A 17,735-nucleotide genomic window follows, 5' to 3' on the forward strand; every position below is an offset into this window, starting at 1 on the left:
TCTACAGGTAACCCATCTGTTCGAGGAACTCGATCTGTTCCTCGCGGTGGGGCACCATCCGTGTCGTGTCGTACTGTGTTTCGTACGTGCGCTCGTCACTCGCGGTCGTTTTAGCCCACGGGACCGTCTTGACGGGGGACAACGGGAACCCGAAGGGGTGTCCCCAGAGACCGTATTCTCCCAACGCTTCACCGTGATCTGCGCTAATGACGACATCCTCTGCCTCGAAGTTGCTGAGGAGGATCTCGACGTACTCCAGCACTAATTCGAGATTCTTTTCAAACCCCTTTTTGACTGTATCGGTAGATTCTTCGTTCCATTTCGTACCCTCATACGGTGCCTCCTCTGTAGGCGTGATCTCTCGCGTGTGATCGAGTCCATCCATGAGTTCGGAAGTCGACATCTCGCCGGGTTCCCAGTCCAGCGCATCGGCGATAAATGGAATGTGTGGGAGTGTATAATGGACGATCAGGCGGTCGAAATCCTTCTCCCGACCGATGTCGATCGCACGATCGGTCAAAATGTGGGGAATGGCCGCGTTCTGTGGATGCAATCGGTCCTCGTCCACGTCGGTCCAGATCATCTCGTAATATCCAAACTCGTCCGCAGAGAGCGTCTGCCAGTGAGGCCAGCCATCGTAGAGGTAATCCTGTTCGGAAGCATCCATCCGATGTCTGTGGAACTGTTCTTCGAGAATTCGGTACGACCAGATATTCCCGGAAAGGTGTGCGGTCTCTGCAATCTGGTCGCGGTACTCCCCGGTAAACGTTTTGAGCATCCACTCGGCCGACATACTACCGACAGACTGGATCGACTGGATATCGTCGAGATACGGTTTCGAGTCGCTAAACCGCTGGAGAGAATCGACTCGGCAGGCGTCTAGGATGATCAGGAGATCCCAGTCACGCTCATAAATGTTCGTGCCGACCGGAGCACGCGACGTGACAGTGTTCCATACCAAGTACCAGATCGGCGTGTAACGGAGAACCTTCCAGGTAAATGCTGAGAGTCCTTGATGACGAAGAATCTTCAATCCTTTACCGAACGGAGCCATACCACTAAGTGAAGCGTCCAGTCTATTTGAAGATTCGGATGGGGCACCGATGGCATCATGTATTTCTGACGACCGAATGTGATCCGAGGACACAAATCTTCTCCCTCAAGATTACTTTTAGTTTCGGTCACCAGGCAATCGTGACAGCCAACGACCCACCAACGGAAAGGCACGTGTAGCGTTGATTACTTTAGCTAAGAGAGATGAGTACCCGTAGAGAGAACCAGCCGGATTTGCATCAATGACTGATTCAGAGAAAGTATATGACTCGGTACCTGCTACGACTGTCGGATACGAGTACGCAGACGATACGACGCCACCGGTAATCGGTGAAGATCCAATCATCCGGCCCGGGACGATCGTCTACGACGATGTCGAGGTCGGTGATCGGTTCGTTACCGGGCATCACGCACTCGTTCGAGAACACACGACGATCGGGGACGACGTACTCGTCGGTTCACAGGTCGTCATCGATGGAGAGACGACGATCGGTGACGGGGTGAGTCTGCAGACCGGGGTCTACGTACCGCAAGAGACCAAAATCCACGATGACGTGTTCGTCGGGCCAAACACCGTCCTGACGAACGACCCCTATCCACTCAGGCAAGACGTTCCACTCGATGGGCCGGTATTGAAAGACGATGTTTCGATCGGGGCGAACGCGACGATACTGCCGTCAGTGACGATTGGTGAGGGTGCCTTCGTGGCTGCGGGAGCAATCGTCACCAGCGACATCCCAGGTGAAACGCTGGCGATCGGATCGCCTGCTGAACCGTATCCCTTGCCCCCGGAACTTGAGGGAGGAAACGACACGTGATACCGATCGCGAATCCCCTCCTCACTGACGCCGAAGTCGATTCTGTAACAGAAGTACTTCAAAGCGGGATGCTAGCCGACGGTCCGAGAGTTCGATCCTTCGAAAAGCAGTTTGCTGAGTACTGTGGCACATCACACGGCATCGCAACGAGCAACGGGACGACAGCATTACACGCGGCCCTCGAAGCAGCCGGGATCGAAGCGGGCGACAAAGTGGTCACGTCCTCGTTTTCCTTCGTCGCGAGTGCGAACGCGATTCGTCTCGCAGGTGGCGAGCCGGTGTTCGCTGACATCGATCCGACGACGTTCAACCTCGATCCAGGCCACGTCAAAGAGCTCGTGAGCGAGGACAACGATATCACCGCGATCCTGGCGGTCCACCTCTACGGCCTCCCATGCGACATCGAACGGCTAACCGAAATCGCCGATCAGCACGATCTACTGCTGATTGAGGACGCGGCACAGGCCCACGGTGCGAGATGTCTGGACTCCCCTATCGGAACGTTCGGGGACTTTGGTTGTTTCTCGTTTTACCCGACGAAGAACATGACAACTGGGGAAGGCGGGATGGTCGTCACAGACAGGCCCGATCTCGCGGAGCAAGTCCGCTCGTTCGTCAACCACGGGCGCGATCCGAACGCGGCGTACGAGCACACTGCTGTCGGACACAATTTTCGGCTCAACTCGATTGCGGCGGCGATCGGACAACACCAGCTCGAGAAACTGCCGGGGTTCGTCGAGGAACGCCGGGCCAACGCGCAACGATTGACTGACTTGCTCGAGGGGAGTGACATTCGAGTCCCGAAGGAACCGGACGGTCGAAGGCACGCGTACCACCAGTACACGATCCGATATCACGATCGTGACGGGCTGGCGGAATATCTCGAATCTCACGACATCGGGACTGGCGTGTACTATCCGCACGCAATCCCGGATCAGCAGGCGTACGACGAAGTCGATGTCGAGGTGCCACACGCACGTCAGGCCGCAGACGACGTACTATCCTTGCCTGTCCATCCGGCCGTGAGTGAAACCGACATCGAAAAGATCGCGATGCGAGTCCGGGAGTACACGGAGACATGACGAACGAATCAGAGCCACTGGCCGCTGGTGTGATCGGCGTCGGGAGCATGGGCCGCCACCACGCACGCGTATACGAGGAGCTGCCGAACGTCACACTCGATGGCATACACGACGCCGACCAGACGCAGGCGCGAACAGTCGCAGACGACCACGGGACCGAAGTCCGTAGTCGCGAAGAGTTGTTGGATCAAGTCGACGTAGTCTCAGTTGCGGTCCCGACGGCGTACCACGACGATGTCGCCAGTGAGTGCATCCAGCAGGGTGTCCACACGCTCATCGAAAAACCGTTCGTCGAGGACCCCGAGCGAGGTGAGGCTCTGCTCTCGATGGCCGACCGCGAAGATGTGGTGCTCCAGATCGGTCACATCGAACGGTTCAATCCGGCTATCGTGACATTGCGGGACATCCTTCCCGAACTGGAGATCGTCGCAGTCGACGCGAAACGACTGGGGCCACCGCTCGAACGGCACATCGACGACAACGTGGTCACCGACCTCATGATCCACGATATCGACATCCTGCTCTGGCTCGTCGACGCACCAGTCAGGTCGATCGAAGCGGCCGCTCCGAGCCCGTCACACGCCACTGCGACCCTCGAGTTCGAGAACGATATCGTCGGTACGCTGACGGCAAGCAGAGCGACTCAGCGGAAGGTACGGACGCTCTCGATCACGGCCAAGTCGTGCTACATCGAGATCGACTACATGGACCAGTCTGTCGAAATCTATCGACACTCGCTTCCGGAGTACATCGAGGATGACGGCGACGTTCGGTATCGTCACGAGAGCATCATCGAGCGGCCGATGGTCGAGAGCGGTGAACCACTGCGGAACGAACTCGAATCGTTCGTGTCTGCCGTACGTAGGGGACGAGATGTGAAAGTAAGTGCAACCGACGGTGTTCGCGCAGTGGAGTGTGTGCAACGCATCGAACAGGCCGCCGGTATGCGCTGGGACTGGCATTCAGTTCACTGATCGACCGTGGAAACAGCACGTCGCCGAACACAAACACTTATTCTGTCCTGCGAAAAAGCCATTCGGTACTGATGACTGATTTCACATATGAATATTACAGAGACCTTCTCAAACGATTATCTGAGCGCGGATACGAATTCCGATCGTTCGGCGCGGTGAGTGATGGGAAGACTGTATTTCTGAGACATGATGTCGACTGGTCACCACGCCGGGCTCTCGAAATGGCACAGCTCGAGTCGGATCTCGGTATCTCCTCGACATATTTCTTCCATCTCACGTCGCCACTATACAATCCGTTACACGACCGATCGAGAGAGATACTGACCGAGATCGAAAGCTACGGCCACGAGATCGGTGTCCACCTCAGTACGCATCAGTACTGGGACGACGATCCCGGTCCCGAAGCAGTGAGCAAAAAGGTCACATCCGAACGAGCGATCCTCTCTCACCTCGTCGATGCGGTCGCCGACGCGACCTCGTTCCATATCCCACCGGACTGGGTATTAGATGTCGAATACGACGATTTCACGAATACGTACGAACCACGGTATTTCAGCGAAATTACCTATTTGGCCGACTCGAATCAGCGGTGGCGAGAGGAGCGACCGCTCGAATCGGATCTCTCTGACCAGGTTCAGATGCTCGTCCACCCCGGACTGTGGGCCGAGACAGATCAGCAGTTCGTGGAGCGACTGGCACACGAACAGGAGTCCAGAAGTGCATACGTGTCGGCGTACATTGACGAACAGTACCTGCCCGACAACGAGACGATCAGCGAAGCCAACTGATTACCAGATTGGGGAGATGCGCTCCCTATAAATAATGCGGGACCATAGGCCCGCTACACTCTCACAGAAGGGTCGTTATTTGGTTACCAGCGGCCCACCATACTGGACGGAGATAACAAATCTGGACGGAGATAACAAATGGACAAACACCGCAACGAAGCGCCGTACGTGCAGGACGGCAATCGAACTGGGGACGCCATCGACTCTGTCAATATTGGTGTCTACGGACTCGGAAAGATGGGACTCCCTGTCGCAGCGGTCTTCGCTGATACGTTCGGTGGGGTCAGAGGAGCCGATATTGACGAAGCAGTCGTCGACGCGATCAACCGAGGACGATCTCCCGTACAGAACGAGCCCGGACTCCCGGAACTGGTGTCGGACTGTGTTGACAGTGGTGAACTGACGGCTGTCGTCGACCCGAACGCCGTCGCGTCCTGGGCATCACTACACATCGTCATTGTCCCCACCCTGCTGGACAGCGACGACAATCCAGACCTCTCGATCGTCAACTCGGTCGTAGACGACATCGCTGACGGACTGACGGAAGGCGACATGGTTATCGTCGAATCGACGGTTCCACCCGGGACCTGTCGAGATCAGATCTACCCGAAACTGGTCGAACAGAGCGGTCTCGAGCCCGGGACGTTCGGTCTCGCTTTCTGTCCAGAGCGAACTGCAAGCGGATCCGCACTCGAGGACATCCGTCGATCGTATCCGAAGGTCGTCGGCGGGATCGACGAAGCCAGTACCCGGACGGCGACCCGCATATACGAGCAGATAAACGAGAACGATGTGATTGCGGTTTCGGATGCGACAACCGCCGAAGCGACGAAAATTTATGAGGGGCTGTTCCGCGACGTGAACATCGCACTGGCAAACGAGATCGCGAAACTGTCGACCGATATCGGAATCGATGCTACCGAGGCGATCGATGCTGCTAACTCCGTCTCATTCATCAACATTCACGAACCGGGTCCGGGTGTGGGCGGTCACTGTATCCCATATTACCCCTACTTCGTGATGAAGCCCTACGACACGGACACGGAGCTGATACAGACGGCACGAACGGTCAACGACGAGATGCCGGTGTACACGGTCGATGCGCTCCAGCAGAATCTCGAAGCGACTGGAACGCTGTTAGAAGACGCGACCGTTGTCATACTCGGGTTGACCTATCGTCCGGAAGTACGCGAGTCCCGTGCGTCACCGGCAATCGGGATCTCTCATCTTCTCGCCGAGCGTGGTGCGTCTGTTCGTTTGGTCGATCCATTATTATCCGATACGTCATCGTTCTCTGGAGACCCGATGTCAGTGTCGGAATTCAGTGACGCCGAACCGGACGCTGTCGTCGTCGTGACCCCACACGCGGTCTTCGAAACCATCGACTGGGATGACTTCCCACCCATGGTCATCGTAGATGGTCGGGACGCCATCGAACCGGAGACAGAGAAACATCGCCTGTACACGATCGGAAAGGGTGTGGAAACGACCGGGATCGCTGGTGCTGACGACGACGGTCACGACAGAAAATAAGTAACGGTAGGCTTATTGACCGGCTTTCTCAGTGATACTGTATGCCAGACGGAATCTCTGATGGGATCGTCTACGCCGGTTGCACTGAATCCGGTTTCGATATCTTCCGGTACTTGCACGAGAACGTTGTCCCGATCACCGAGGTTCTGACGCTGACGCCCGAACAGGCACAGGAACACGACGTTGCAGGATACTATTCGTTCCAGTCGTATGCCGAATCCAACGATATTGACGTATACACACCTGAAACGTACTCCATGGGAGACGAACGTGATCTGGATCACTTCCGTTCGCGAACCACGGAGTTACTTCTCGTTCACGGGTGGCAGCGGCTGATCCCGGGAGAGGTCCTCGATACGTTTACACACGGTGCATTCGGACTGCACGGCAGTGCGTACGGACTCCCGAAAGGCAGGGGTCGATCGCCGATGAACTGGTCGTTGATCCAGGACCTCAATCGATTTCTTCTCTCAGTGATGCAACTCGACGAAGGCGCGGATTCGGGGAACGTCGTCGAGACGACGAAGTTCGATATCAATCCCCACGACGACATCCGGACACTGTATTACAAGCTCGTTCTCGCCGGGCAGGAACTGTTCGAACACTGTATCGATGATATCGAAGCCGGGACGCTTTCGACGATCCCACAGGAGGAAGAGCCGACGTACTACCCCAAACGGACACCCGAAGACGGAGCGATAAACTGGGCCGACCCGACCGAGACGATATACGATCTCATTCGCGCTGTGACGCATCCCTACCCCGGAGCGTTTACCGAATACGACAGCGAGCGGATCTTCATCTGGAAAGGACAGCCCTTCTCAGACGATTTCGTCTTCGACGAACCGCCGGGGACGATCGTACAGGTGTTCACCGGTACCGATGACTTCGTGGTAGCAACACCCGACGGAAGCCTGCTTGTAACAGAGTGGGAAGCGAGTAACTGGAAGCCGGAATCTGGAATGGAACTCACGTCACTCCCGAACGAATCGATCGACAGCCCACGACGCATTGATCGACCGGAACACGAATCGTCGTTGTCCAGCAACTAGTGGAGGCTCGACGACCGAAGATCGGAACTGAGTAACTGATAAACGGATGCAGTACCATCATACGATCATGCCAGCAGTGACCATCGAACTCTCCGATGACGTCTATTCTTACTGTCGAGAGACCGTCGACCGGACCGAGTTCGAGACTGTCGAGGAGTACGCGGCGTTCGTCCTGGAACAGGTCGTCGAGGCCGGCGACGACGAGGAGCGTTCCACGGCGGCACCCGACCGTGACATCGAGGAGCAACTGGAGTCGCTCGGGTACCGGTAGCCAGACGAGAGACCCCACTGGTCGCTATCGCTCGCTTGTAGGGGGTGTTTCGTGGCGCATCGAGAGGAGGAGTGCGTCGGCGAAGAACTTCGCGGCCCAGTTGGGGTACTGCAAGCGGAGATACGGTCCCCAGATCGGGCTCGATCCTGCGATCGCGCCACGGGTCTGTGGCGGCGCGTCGAGTTGCTGGTGGGACTTGACGAAGTCGATCGCACGTTCTGCACACTCTGGGAAGTCGTTCTCCTCGTCGGCCAGACGGAGCCAGACGAGGGCCATCTGTGCGTTCCCCGTCAGGCAGTAGTGGTCGGCGGGTGTCCACTCATCGCTGTAGGCACCAGCCAGCGGGCCCGCTGACCGCTGGATGTCTGCCAGTCGGCTCGCGGAGCGTCGGGCGACGTCGACGAGCCGGTCGTCATTGAGCACGAAGCCGCCTTCGAGCAACCCGCGGATCGTGTAGGCGATCGTGTGTAGCGGCGGCACCTCGTCTGGAGAAAAGGCGGCATACTCGAACCAGCCGTTCTCTCGTTGCTGGTTCGTGACCCATTCGAGATGCTCGGCCGCGGCCGTCCGGAACCGATCAGTCTCCGTTCGTTCGTACAGTTCGAGCAAACCCCAGGCGACGCGGGAACAGTAGGCGTGGATCTCGTCACGGTAGTCGTACTGGTCCCAGTAGCCGCGAGCGTGTTGCACGTCACACAGCCAGTCACCTGCCTCGATTGCTGCTTCTCTGTTCGCTTCGGTGCCCGTTTCGTCGTACGTACGGAGGAGACCAAAGAGGATCTGACCGGTGTTGAACACGCTCGGATCCGGATCAGGGCCGGGATCGACACCACCTGGAAAGGCACCGCTTTCGAGCTGTGTGGAGCGAACCCAGTCGGTCATTCGTTCGGCGCGCTCGGCTGGCTCCGATTCGCCCGTGTACGCGGCGTAGTCGTACAATGTCGGGACGATGTACCCAGACGTTTCTGGATACGGGCCGGCCCAACCAGTCAGGAGGTTGTACGTCGCTGCGGCACCACCGGTACCGGTGGCGTCTTGACTCTGAGACAGCCAGTCGATCGCCGCCCGGAGGTGGCTGTCGTGTTCGTGAGGCGTCGTCGATTGCTTCGTGAGGTCGCGACCGACTGCCCCGAGGAGACAGCTGAACGACCACCCGTTCACAGTGACCACTCCTGTCCGTCGACCACGATTCGAGACACCGAGCCGTCTGCAGACTCGACTCTCGCTCGGTCAAGCGGCTGCCGAGAGACGAAGAACGATACAGTGTCTGCCGACGAGAGTTCGAGTGCCACTCTTTCCTGTTCGACACCGAATGCTGGAAAGTATTTTGTTTCCAGTCGCTGGACGGCGGCGGTTTCTGACGGTGTCACGACACAGACACGGCGGTCGCCATCTCGAAGTGACACGGCTGATTCGATCGAGACTTTGATCGACGGGGCCGTGTGGAGTCGGCTCACGATCTGGTCGACGGGCGCGTCGATCGCATCGTGTACGAGCCACCACCGCGGTCCTTCGACGAGCGTTCGCGTGTGCTCGTACCTTACCGTCCCATTCGTCTCGTACCGGACTGTCACAGTGGGAAGTGGCTGGTCCGTTCGGGCTACTTCTGTCTCGATCGGCTCATCCATCAGAAACCGCCCACCGAACGTGACTGGCTCTACACCCCGTGGTGCCGCGGTGTTGTGGCTCTCGACACTGCGGGCGAGCCTGCGGCGCTCACCGGGACTGTAGTCGAACGTACCGGTGTCAGTCAGAACCGGTCGATTCTCGTGCCAGAGCAGAACCGTCGCCGGATCGTTGTGGACGTGTCCGAGCTGGCCCGACGGTCCGGAGTCACCGGCGTCGAGCAACAGCGACAGCGGTCCGAGTGATCGCCTGACGATCCCCGACGCGTCGAGTTCGGGTGTCGTCGTTCCGGTGAGATCGAGGCGATCGGCCAGTCGTCTGTAGGTCGCCGGTGTATGAGTCTCGCCGTAAACGGCGTCGTTCAACAGCGCGATCTCTCCGTCCGGTCCCGTCACGTGCTCGATGAACGCGACGGCGTCTTCAGCCGTCGTCCGCAACCATTCAGGTACGTCCGCCGGGCCGGCCGACAGCAGTGACACGGCCAACAGCAGCCGATCAGTCACAGCGAGGTGATACATGGGGCTCCGCTCGTAGTGGTAGCCATCACTCAGGAACTGTTGCTCTGTCACCTGCTTTAGCACGTCGAGACCCTGTTGGCAGAACGACGTGTCAGGTGACGAGACAGCGAGGCCGCCGGCGACGAGCGCGATACCGTTCTCGACGAGATGATTGCCGCCGACATCTCGCTCGACGTTTCTCGACAGGAACGAGAGGTTCTTGTAGAGATACGTCGAGAGCTGCTCGTCTAACCCGCCCGCCCAGGCACCCAGCAAGCAGAGGTTGAGAATTCGGTGACAGACTGCGTACGGAGTCCAGGCACCCCGCAAGTATCCCGGTCTGGCACCGATTGGATGTTCCACGGCGAACTCGTGGAGCCACGTCTGTATCGTCTCGGCCACGCCGTCGGCAGTGGACGGCTCGTCGAAACCCAACACGAGCCACTCTACCGGTTCGAAACCGGCGAGCTTCAGGTACCAGAGCCGGGGGAGTGATTCGATCCGCTCGTCGTCGGGCCGAACAGTCGCAGGGTCACTAACAGAGCGAGTTCGGTTCAGAAAGGTGATCTCACCGGCGGCGAACGACTCGGAAGCCTGCCGGCACGTTCGCTCGTGTGACTCGGGGAGGGCCTGTCGCAATCGATCGAGTGTGGCCGTGTGTGGGTCAAACGTCAACGACACCGTTCTGGGGAGTCGTCGATCATATCGCCGGTCGAAATCAAGCGGGAGACGGGGGAGGTATCGGTTCTTCAGTTTCCGCTGGAGGATACGAAAGAGCTGTGTCGGCTGCTTGCGCTGGGCAGTACGGAGTTTCAGTCGCTGTTGGTCCGAGAGGAGCCCCATGCTAGATCAGATCGTCCGCCTTGAGGTCACGGATTCGTTCCCGAACACGACATCGTTCGACGACCGTACGTGTCCGACGCTCAACCGTCGCTCGATGCTCGTCCAGTCCACTTTCCATCCTTTCGACAACTTCAGACCGGTCGTCGGCGAGATCGGTTCGTTCATCTGGATCGGAATTTCGGTCGAACAGCCTGACCGTTCCGGTTTCTCGATTTCTGATTAGCTTCCATGGTGGTTCTACCTGGGACTGTAACAGGCTGTTATCTTCGTTTTGACCCAGTGCAGGATCGATATCGAAGACGACTTCGGATGAGACACACTCCCGTTTCGTCTCGAAGAGGTCGATCCCTTCGAACGTGGTCGGTGTCTCGACACTGTCGATCCGTTCGACGATTGTTTTGGGAACATCGACCAGACCTGCCAGTTCACGGGACTGGTTTTCGATCGAGGGACCAGAGAACAGCAGTGGCACGCACAACACCTCGTCGTACAGTTTCGTCGGTCCGTGACTGAACGCGCCGTGGTCGTACAGTTCGGTACCGTGGTCACCGGCGACTGCGATCAGCGTCTCCTCTCGGTCTCCGGCCGCTTCGAGCGCGTCGATTATCGCACCGATGGCGTCGTCCATACGGCGTACTTCGGCGTCGTAGAGTGCACGGATCGTACGAATCGTCTCCCCGTCGAACGAGATGTTCGTCTTCTTGTACTCGTGAGCGACGGTGTGCCAGAGACGTCCGATCTCGTACGTCGAGATCCGACTCTCTTCGAGGAATTCCTGGCGGGGGATCCAGGGATAGTGGGGGTCCATGAAGTGGATCCACAGGAAGAACGGGCGATCGTCGTCTTTGCCTTCGAGCCACGAAACAGCTACTTCGCTTACGTTCTCGGCCGGTTCGAGCGGCTGTGAACCCAGCAACGCACTTGCTACACGGCCACAGAGACCGAGCCGGTCAGTCAGTAGGTCGCTGAACGAAACGGCGCGTTTGGCGACACGTTTGGCCTGCCGTCCCAGACTACTGCCCCCACCAGCATCGGCTTCGAGGAAATCTTCGTACGTTTCGAAGCCCCGATCGTACCCGTAGGAAGGTGTCAACCAGGGATTACTGGCGTTGATTCCAGCAGTCTGATAGCCGGCGTCAGCGAACACCTCAGCGATACTGGTCGCTGTCTCGGGCAGCCCAATCGATTGTGAGTGGCTCAGCGAGTGGACGCCCCCTAGCAGAGACTTGAACGAGTAGTACGTCGGGATCCCGTTCGCGACTGCAGTATCGAACGACACACCACTGTCGGCAAGCTCGTCCAAATTTGGGGTCGTCGCTACTTCTTCGTCGAGAAATCCGACGCTGTCTGCACGAAGCGAATCGACCGTAATATAGAGTACGTTCGTACCCATCTCAGATCCCGTTGACAGATCCGTCGCTGACCGCATGGCCTTGCGTGTTGCCAGCGACAGTTCGTGCACGAACCATCGAAATCACAGTTGATGACCGTTTCGATGAGCGAATACGGTGCCCTGGATATAGTCTACACGTTTCAAATCTGGTAAACGTCGAAACCAGCGGCTTCCCAGCGGTTACAGTTGAGTAGTCCACGTGCATCGACGATGACTCGACCACGCATCTGTTCGGCGAACAGGTCTGGAGAGAGCGCACCGTACTCCGGATGATCAGTGACGATGGCCGCAGCATCGGCACCGTCGAGAGCTGATCGAAGGGAGACGATGTCGTGCTCCGACTGATCGACGTACGGATCAGTCTGTCTGAGATCGCCGACACAACGTTCCTGGAGAAACTTGGAGAGCGATAGAGAGGGGCTCTGACGGGTATCTGCTACCCCACCCTTGTAGGCGACCCCGAGGAGGGCGACACTCGAGGCCTGTGGGTCGTCGAGTGCCGCAAGCAGGAGTTTGCCGACGTACTCTGGCATCCCGTCGTTGACACGGCGGGCTGTCTCGGTGAGCATCGGAATATTGTTGTTGTGACTCAAAAACAGTGGATCGATTGGTAAGCAGTGACCACCAACCCCGGGACCGGGATCCAAGATGTCGACACGGGGATGACCGTTCGCAAAGGCGATCGCCTCGCGAGCGTCGATATCGAATTCGTGGGCGAGCTTGGCTATTTCGTTGGCGAAGGCGATGTTGACATCTCGTGAAGCGTTCTGGATCAGTTTGACGAACTCTGCTGTCGTGGCGTCGGTCGTCCGGACTTCTCCCTTCACGAAGGACTCGTAGAGAGCGACGACCGGGGCGCAGTCGTCTCCATCGACTGCACCAACGAGACGATCGTTCTCACGGAGCTCCGAGAGTGTATCACCCGGCAATACCGTTTCCGGACTGTATACGAGCGACGCGGCGTCCGGGATCGCGATTCCGCTGTCTTCGAGGACGGCCCTGAGGCGACGGGCGGTCGTCCCCGGTGGCACTGTCGATTCAAGTACGATAGTATCTCCCGGCCGGAGTAGTGTTGCGATCGTCTCACCGGCTGCCTCCACGTAGGTCAGATCGATCTGGTCGTGATCGCGATCGTACGGTGTCGGGACACAGATGAGATGAAAGTCGGCCGACCTCGCCGAGTCGACTATTTCCAGTCCGTCGTCGAGGGCCATGCCAATGAACCGCTCGAGGTCCGCTTCGTCGAAGGAGACGGTGCCAGCGGCGAGCGCCGCTCGGCGCTCTGGGTCGGCATCGTATCCGTAGACATCGTAGCCGTTGTTTGCGAGTATCGCGGCTGTTGGGAGCCCGATGTACCCGAGTCCGTGGACACAGACTGTCGGTCGATTAGGTTCAGTCATGGTTGGATTCGAGCACGTCGAGGATCTGTTCGGCCGCCGTCCCGTCTCCGAACGGGTTGTCCCAATCGGTGCCACGTCCGAGTACCGCATCGACGCCAGTGACGATGTCTGCAGTCTCGACACCGACGAGGCGGTTCGCACCCACGTCGAGGGTCTCGGGTCGTTCGGTCGTCTCACGGAGCGTCACGCAGGGGGTTTGAAGGATACACGCCTCCTCCTGTACGCCGCCCGAATCGGTGAACACGATCTCCGCACGGTCTTCGAGGGCGAGGAAGTCGAAGAAGTCCTGTGGCTCGATACAGTTGATCGGAGATGGTACCTCGATGTCGAATTCGGCGAGTCGCGATTCGGCACGGGGATGGACAGGATAGTACACGTCGAGATTCTGTTTCCGTGCTGCTGTCGCGACGCCGTCGAGCAGTGCCCTGAACCGGTCCGAGTCGTCGACGTTCTCGGCACGGTGTGCAGTCAGAAGCGCGTACGGGGCATCGAGATCGAGAGTAGTGTGGATGGTCGCCTCCTGTCGGGCAAGCGTGACGTGTTGCTCGACCGCATCGACGATCGTGTTCCCGGAGACTGTGATCCGGTCAGACGGCAGGTTTTCGTCGAGGAGATTGTCGCGTGCCGTGGCCGTCGGTGGGAACAGATGATCAGCGGCGTGGTCCGTCAGCCGACGGTTCACCTCTTCAGGCATCGTTCGGTCGAAACTCCGTAGACCTGCCTCGACATGAGCGAGGGCGACTGACGACAGTTTGCTCGCTGCGATCGCACCGGCGAGAACCGAATTCGTGTCTCCCTGAACCACGACTGTCTCTGGCTCCTCGTCTTCGAGAACAGCCTCGATGTTCTCGATCATCGCGCCGGTCTGTGCGCCGTGTGACCGTGATCCGATGGCAAGGTCGTACTCTGGCTGGGGCAAATCGAGACGTTCGAAAAAGACATCGTCGAGACTTTCAGAATAGTGTTGACCGGTGTGGATTTGTATGAACGGGATCGACCGGTCCTGACAGACTCGAATGAGTGGGGCGAGTTTTATTATCTCAGGTCGCGTCCCGAGAACAACGGCTAGCTTCGGATCCGTAGCCATGTAACGTACTACCCGTAGTAGCTGACAGGGATTTAGCTTTGACCATTGTCCGATGTGATTGTTTCGATGTTGGTGAGATAGTCGGCAGCAATGGTATCCCATGCGAATTCGCGCCCAACGAACTGACGGCCATTGGAACCGAACCGCTCGCGGAGATCCGCTTGCTCGTACAGTTGCCTGACAGCATCGGCGAGTGCCACTGGATTCTCCGGTTTGACCTGAACGCCTGCGTTGGCCTGGTCGAGAATTCGAGCCGCTTCGCCTTCAACTCCAAGGACAATCGGGAGCCTAGCTGCCATCGACTCGAACATCTTCGACGGGATGACGGTTCTGAAGAGTTCTTCGTCCCGGAGATGGACGAGTGACACGTCGGAAAGATGGAGGAGCGTCGGAACTTCATGCTTAGGTCGACGGCCGACGAACGTGACGGAATCGAGACCACGGCTAGCGGCGGCCTGTTCGAGTCGCTCCAGTTCTGACCCGTACCCGACGACGACAAAATCGATGGGAAGATCACGGAGTCGATCCGCGGCGTCGAGTACAACTTCGAGACCGTGAGATCGCCCGACTGTTCCGACGTACGAGACGACGAATCGATCGTCGAACACCGCTTGCACTGTCTCGTCGATCTCGGACCCGTCGCCGTGATCATCGAAGAATTCGAGATCGACACCGTTGGGATGGTACCACAGGTCCTCCCGACCGACACCGGCATTGAGCAGGGGTCTTTCGAACGCCTGTGAGACGATTACTATCCGATCGACGTGCGCGTAGATCCAGGAAACGAGTCGATCGAGGAGCCACACCGCAAGTCGGTTGTCGAAGTCGCCGACCTCTTCGATCGATTCCGGCCAGAGATCTCTGATTTCGAAGACAGTTGACGAACTTCGCAGCCATCCGGTGATGATGGCACTGACACCGAGTAGCGGTTGTGGACTGGTGGCAATCACCATATCTGGGTCTTCGTCGAGCCACAGGCAAGCAGCGGTGGCTGCGAACATGAACCAGACGAACTTGAGCATTCGGCGGACTGTCCGCGTATTCGATGTCGGTAGCGTCTTGGTCATGACGACCCGAACGCCGTTACGCTGCTCGACCGCCAGCCAATCGTTGTTGTAGCCATCGAACAGTTCTCCTTCTGGATAGTCTGGTGCTGAAGTGACAACAGTGACGTCGTGTCCGGCGTCACCCCAGCGTTCGGTCAGTTCCTGGACACGTGTCGCTGCCGCACCAGTCTCTGGGGGAAAGTACTGGGTGAGATAGAATATCGATCGTGGCTCCTGTGTATCGTTCATCGTGGATCTTCAGCGTCCGTGTGATTGACAGCCCACGATCAGGTGGAGTACAGTTCCGCGTACTTCCCGTCCCGATCGAGGAGTTCTTCGTGTCGCCCAACGTCTGCGATCTCGCCGTCAACGACTGTGTAGATCCGATCGGCATTTTTAACCGTCGATAGGCGGTGTGCGACCGTGATCGTGATGTATTCTTGTTCCATGTCCTCGATCGCACGCTGGACATCCTCCTCGATGTTCGTGTCCAGATCACTGGTCGCTTCGTCGAGGACGAGCAAGTCCGCGTCTTTCAGTAACGCTCGTGCGAGCGCGACTCGCTGTTGCTGTCCGCCCGAGAGTCGCACGCCGTTGTCGCCGACCAGCGTATCGTACCCGTCGTCGAGTTCGTCGAGGAATTCGTCCAGTTTTGCGATCTCTGCGACTCGCTCGATCTCTGCCTGCGTTGCATCCCGGTTCCCAACCGTGATATTGTATTCGAGAGTGTCGTTAAAAATGAATGGATTCTGCCGGACGATGGCGATCCGATCCCGCCAGGCTTCGAGATCGAACTCCTCGATCGGAACGCCGTCTGCCCGAATTTCTCCGTCGTCGGCGTCGTACATCCGCGCTAGCAGTGTGATGATCGTCGACTTACCGGCTCCGGACTGGCCGACGAACGCGACGAACTCCCCGGTGTTGGCTTCGAACGAAATATCTCGGAGGACCGTCTCGGACGAATCGTAAGAGAACGTTACGTCCTCGAACACCACGTGTTCGACCGGTTCGGGGACCGGTCGGTCCCCGGACGTTTCGGTTTCGGCTTCGATCCGCTGAATAAAATCACGGGCACGAACGAGGTGTGGCAACTCTGCTTCGGCCTGATAAAAGAGATTGTTCAGGGAACTCACTCGCGGAGACAGGCGGAACATCGCAAAGAGGAACACACCCAGTCCACCCAGTGACAGCGACGTGTACTCAAGTGCAAAATAGATGAGGAAGAACACCGAGAGCGCAGTCATCAGTTGCTGCGCGTTCTTGATGGCAGATCGGTTGCGTTGCTCTGTGATTCGAGCGTCGATGAACTGCCGTAGCGACTGTTGGAAGTCCGCGAACAACTCATCAGAGAGGCCAAACATTTTCGCATCACGGATCCCCTGTGTCCCCGCCTGGGCCGCCTCCTGAATCCGTTCGTTGGCCTCTGCAACCCGACCACCGACGGCGTACCCCGACTCGAATACGTATCGTAGCAATACCGTCGAAGTTCCGATGATCGCAATCGCAAACAGAGTCAAAGATGGAGACATATACAGCGCGACGGCTAGATACATCAGACTGACGAGTGAAATCTCTACGAGCCGGATCATCCGCCGGATCACCTTGCTGGCGTAGTCTGACTGCGTGATGATTGCGTTGAGGATCTCGTCGGAACCTTGCTGGTCGAAGTAGCCGATCCTCGCATTGAGGGCTCCCTGGAACGACTCGGAACGAATGTGTCGTGCGTAGTCCATCCGTAGAGCGACGCGGAGCCACGCGACGAGAAAGCTCGCGCAGTACCGGACTACCATCACCACAGACACACCGACGATGATGTAATCGAGTGTGAAGGGGACACCTAAGAAGTCGTACGTGGAGATGAAGAGGTTCATCAGACCACTGGGGTCTGACTGAGACCCACTGCGGACGTGTTCGATGATCGGAAGGATAAAACTCAATCCGATCCCTTCGAGGATCGCTGCGAAGACGCTCAGCGAGATAATGGTCACGGTAAAGAGCGGCCGATATGCCGCGACGCTGTAGATAGACGTGATTTTCTGCCGAAGCGAGATCTGATCAGACATGGACTATCACTGGTCTACTGGGACAGTTCGCGGCTAAGACAAATAACGGGCATGGATTGGATTCGGGTAGGTACAGGGAGTCTCAGTACCTCACAAAGCATCGCCAGTTAGCCGGACCTAAGTTACCTGTTTTGTCGTGATGAGTCGTCGATAGCGGTTGGACAGCACTGATCGAAGGCGGAGCTGTCGCTGTCGGCGGCGCTTCGCCG

15 protein-coding genes are annotated in these 17,735 nt (G+C 57.9%); 7 read left to right on the forward strand and 8 right to left on the reverse strand.

The genetic code is table 11. The features are described from left to right. Position 1 precedes the first annotated feature (1 nt). A complete protein-coding gene (locus IL252_RS13815) occupies positions 2 to 1,054 on the reverse strand; it encodes a hypothetical protein (RefSeq protein ID WP_208628464.1) in 1,053 nt (350 codons plus the stop codon). A gap of 241 nt (positions 1,055 to 1,295) precedes the next feature. Here IL252_RS13815 and IL252_RS13820 point away from each other — a divergent pair, with 241 nt between their 5' ends. The 7 genes from IL252_RS13820 to IL252_RS13850 all read left to right on the forward strand — a co-directional run bounded on the left by IL252_RS13820 (position 1,296) and on the right by IL252_RS13850 (position 7,571). Next, on the forward strand, positions 1,296 to 1,871 hold the full coding sequence (locus IL252_RS13820; protein ID WP_208628465.1) for an acyltransferase: 576 nt from the start codon (positions 1,296 to 1,298) through the stop codon (positions 1,869 to 1,871). Beyond that, positions 1,868 to 2,953, forward strand: a complete 1,086-nt coding sequence (locus tag IL252_RS13825) for a DegT/DnrJ/EryC1/StrS aminotransferase family protein (RefSeq protein WP_208628466.1) — start codon at positions 1,868 to 1,870, stop codon at positions 2,951 to 2,953. Before IL252_RS13820 ends, IL252_RS13825 begins: the two co-directional genes overlap by 4 nt. Further along, a complete protein-coding gene (locus IL252_RS13830) occupies positions 2,950 to 3,927 on the forward strand; it encodes a Gfo/Idh/MocA family protein (protein ID WP_208628467.1) in 978 nt (325 codons plus the stop codon). The genes IL252_RS13825 and IL252_RS13830 overlap by 4 nt, the downstream gene beginning before the upstream one ends. A 71-nt stretch (positions 3,928 to 3,998) precedes the next feature. Continuing rightward, positions 3,999 to 4,715, forward strand: coding sequence for a hypothetical protein (locus tag IL252_RS13835; RefSeq protein ID WP_208628468.1), 717 nt, complete (start codon positions 3,999 to 4,001; stop codon positions 4,713 to 4,715). A gap of 138 nt (positions 4,716 to 4,853) precedes the next feature. Then, positions 4,854 to 6,248: a nucleotide sugar dehydrogenase gene (locus IL252_RS13840; protein WP_208628469.1), complete on the forward strand. Its 1,395-nt coding sequence runs from the start codon at positions 4,854 to 4,856 to the stop codon at positions 6,246 to 6,248. Positions 6,249 to 6,289: 41 nt separating this feature from the next. Then, positions 6,290 to 7,300, forward strand: a complete 1,011-nt coding sequence (locus IL252_RS13845) for a methionyl-tRNA formyltransferase (RefSeq protein ID WP_208628470.1) — start codon at positions 6,290 to 6,292, stop codon at positions 7,298 to 7,300. 67 nt (positions 7,301 to 7,367) lie between these two features. After that, a complete protein-coding gene (locus tag IL252_RS13850; protein ID WP_208628471.1) occupies positions 7,368 to 7,571 on the forward strand; it encodes a hypothetical protein in 204 nt (67 codons plus the stop codon). A 24-nt stretch (positions 7,572 to 7,595) separates the two neighbouring features. Here the strand turns inward: IL252_RS13850 and IL252_RS13855 are convergent, their stop codons facing one another. The 7 genes from IL252_RS13855 to IL252_RS13885 form a co-directional block, all read right to left on the reverse strand. Then, positions 7,596 to 8,732: a prenyltransferase/squalene oxidase repeat-containing protein gene (locus IL252_RS13855; protein WP_208628472.1), complete on the reverse strand. Its 1,137-nt coding sequence runs from the start codon at positions 8,730 to 8,732 to the stop codon at positions 7,596 to 7,598. Then, the gene (locus IL252_RS13860) at positions 8,729 to 10,333 is read right to left on the reverse strand and encodes an alginate lyase family protein (protein ID WP_208628473.1); all 1,605 of its coding nucleotides are present in this window, start codon (positions 10,331 to 10,333) and stop codon (positions 8,729 to 8,731) included. The genes IL252_RS13855 and IL252_RS13860 overlap by 4 nt, the downstream gene beginning before the upstream one ends. A 205-nt stretch (positions 10,334 to 10,538) precedes the next feature. Beyond that, on the reverse strand, positions 10,539 to 11,930 hold the full coding sequence (locus tag IL252_RS13865) for a sulfatase (RefSeq protein WP_208628474.1): 1,392 nt from the start codon (positions 11,928 to 11,930) through the stop codon (positions 10,539 to 10,541). 140 nt (positions 11,931 to 12,070) lie between these two features. Continuing rightward, positions 12,071 to 13,330, reverse strand: coding sequence for a nucleotide sugar dehydrogenase (locus IL252_RS13870; RefSeq protein ID WP_208628475.1), 1,260 nt, complete (start codon positions 13,328 to 13,330; stop codon positions 12,071 to 12,073). Continuing rightward, entirely contained in the window at positions 13,323 to 14,417 is a 1,095-nt protein-coding gene (gene wecB, locus IL252_RS13875; protein WP_208628476.1) for a non-hydrolyzing UDP-N-acetylglucosamine 2-epimerase, read from the reverse strand. Before wecB ends, IL252_RS13870 begins: the two co-directional genes overlap by 8 nt. A gap of 32 nt (positions 14,418 to 14,449) precedes the next feature. Next, positions 14,450 to 15,712 carry a glycosyltransferase family 4 protein gene (locus IL252_RS13880; RefSeq protein WP_208628477.1) on the reverse strand — a complete coding sequence of 421 codons (1,263 nt, stop codon included), beginning with the start codon at positions 15,710 to 15,712 and terminating at the stop codon, positions 14,450 to 14,452. 38 nt (positions 15,713 to 15,750) lie between these two features. Further along, positions 15,751 to 17,526, reverse strand: a complete 1,776-nt coding sequence (locus IL252_RS13885; protein WP_208628478.1) for an ABC transporter ATP-binding protein — start codon at positions 17,524 to 17,526, stop codon at positions 15,751 to 15,753. Positions 17,527 to 17,735 lie beyond the last annotated feature (209 nt).

This window comes from Halomicrobium sp. IBSBa, from assembly GCF_017612575.1.
In the GTDB taxonomy this organism is placed as follows: Archaea; Halobacteriota; Halobacteria; order Halobacteriales; family Haloarculaceae; genus Halomicrobium.

Bases quoted from the DNA above. Each gene is read 5' to 3' on its own strand.
- IL252_RS13815 (WP_208628464.1), bottom strand. From the start codon at position 1,054: ATGGCTCCGTTCGGTAAAGGATTGAAGATTCTTCGTCATCAAGGACTC.
- IL252_RS13820 (WP_208628465.1), top strand. From the start codon at position 1,296: ATGACTGATTCAGAGAAAGTATATGACTCGGTACCTGCTACGACTGTC.
- IL252_RS13830 (WP_208628467.1), top strand. From the start codon at position 2,950: ATGACGAACGAATCAGAGCCACTGGCCGCTGGTGTGATCGGCGTCGGG.
- IL252_RS13835 (WP_208628468.1), top strand. From the start codon at position 3,999: ATGACTGATTTCACATATGAATATTACAGAGACCTTCTCAAACGATTA.
- IL252_RS13840 (WP_208628469.1), top strand. From the start codon at position 4,854: ATGGACAAACACCGCAACGAAGCGCCGTACGTGCAGGACGGCAATCGA.
- IL252_RS13845 (WP_208628470.1), top strand. From the start codon at position 6,290: ATGCCAGACGGAATCTCTGATGGGATCGTCTACGCCGGTTGCACTGAA.
- IL252_RS13850 (WP_208628471.1), top strand. From the start codon at position 7,368: ATGCCAGCAGTGACCATCGAACTCTCCGATGACGTCTATTCTTACTGT.
- IL252_RS13865 (WP_208628474.1), bottom strand. From the start codon at position 11,930: ATGGGTACGAACGTACTCTATATTACGGTCGATTCGCTTCGTGCAGAC.
- IL252_RS13870 (WP_208628475.1), bottom strand. From the start codon at position 13,330: ATGACTGAACCTAATCGACCGACAGTCTGTGTCCACGGACTCGGGTAC.
- wecB (WP_208628476.1), bottom strand. From the start codon at position 14,417: ATGGCTACGGATCCGAAGCTAGCCGTTGTTCTCGGGACGCGACCTGAG.
- IL252_RS13880 (WP_208628477.1), bottom strand. From the start codon at position 15,712: ATGAACGATACACAGGAGCCACGATCGATATTCTATCTCACCCAGTAC.
- IL252_RS13885 (WP_208628478.1), bottom strand. From the start codon at position 17,526: ATGTCTGATCAGATCTCGCTTCGGCAGAAAATCACGTCTATCTACAGC.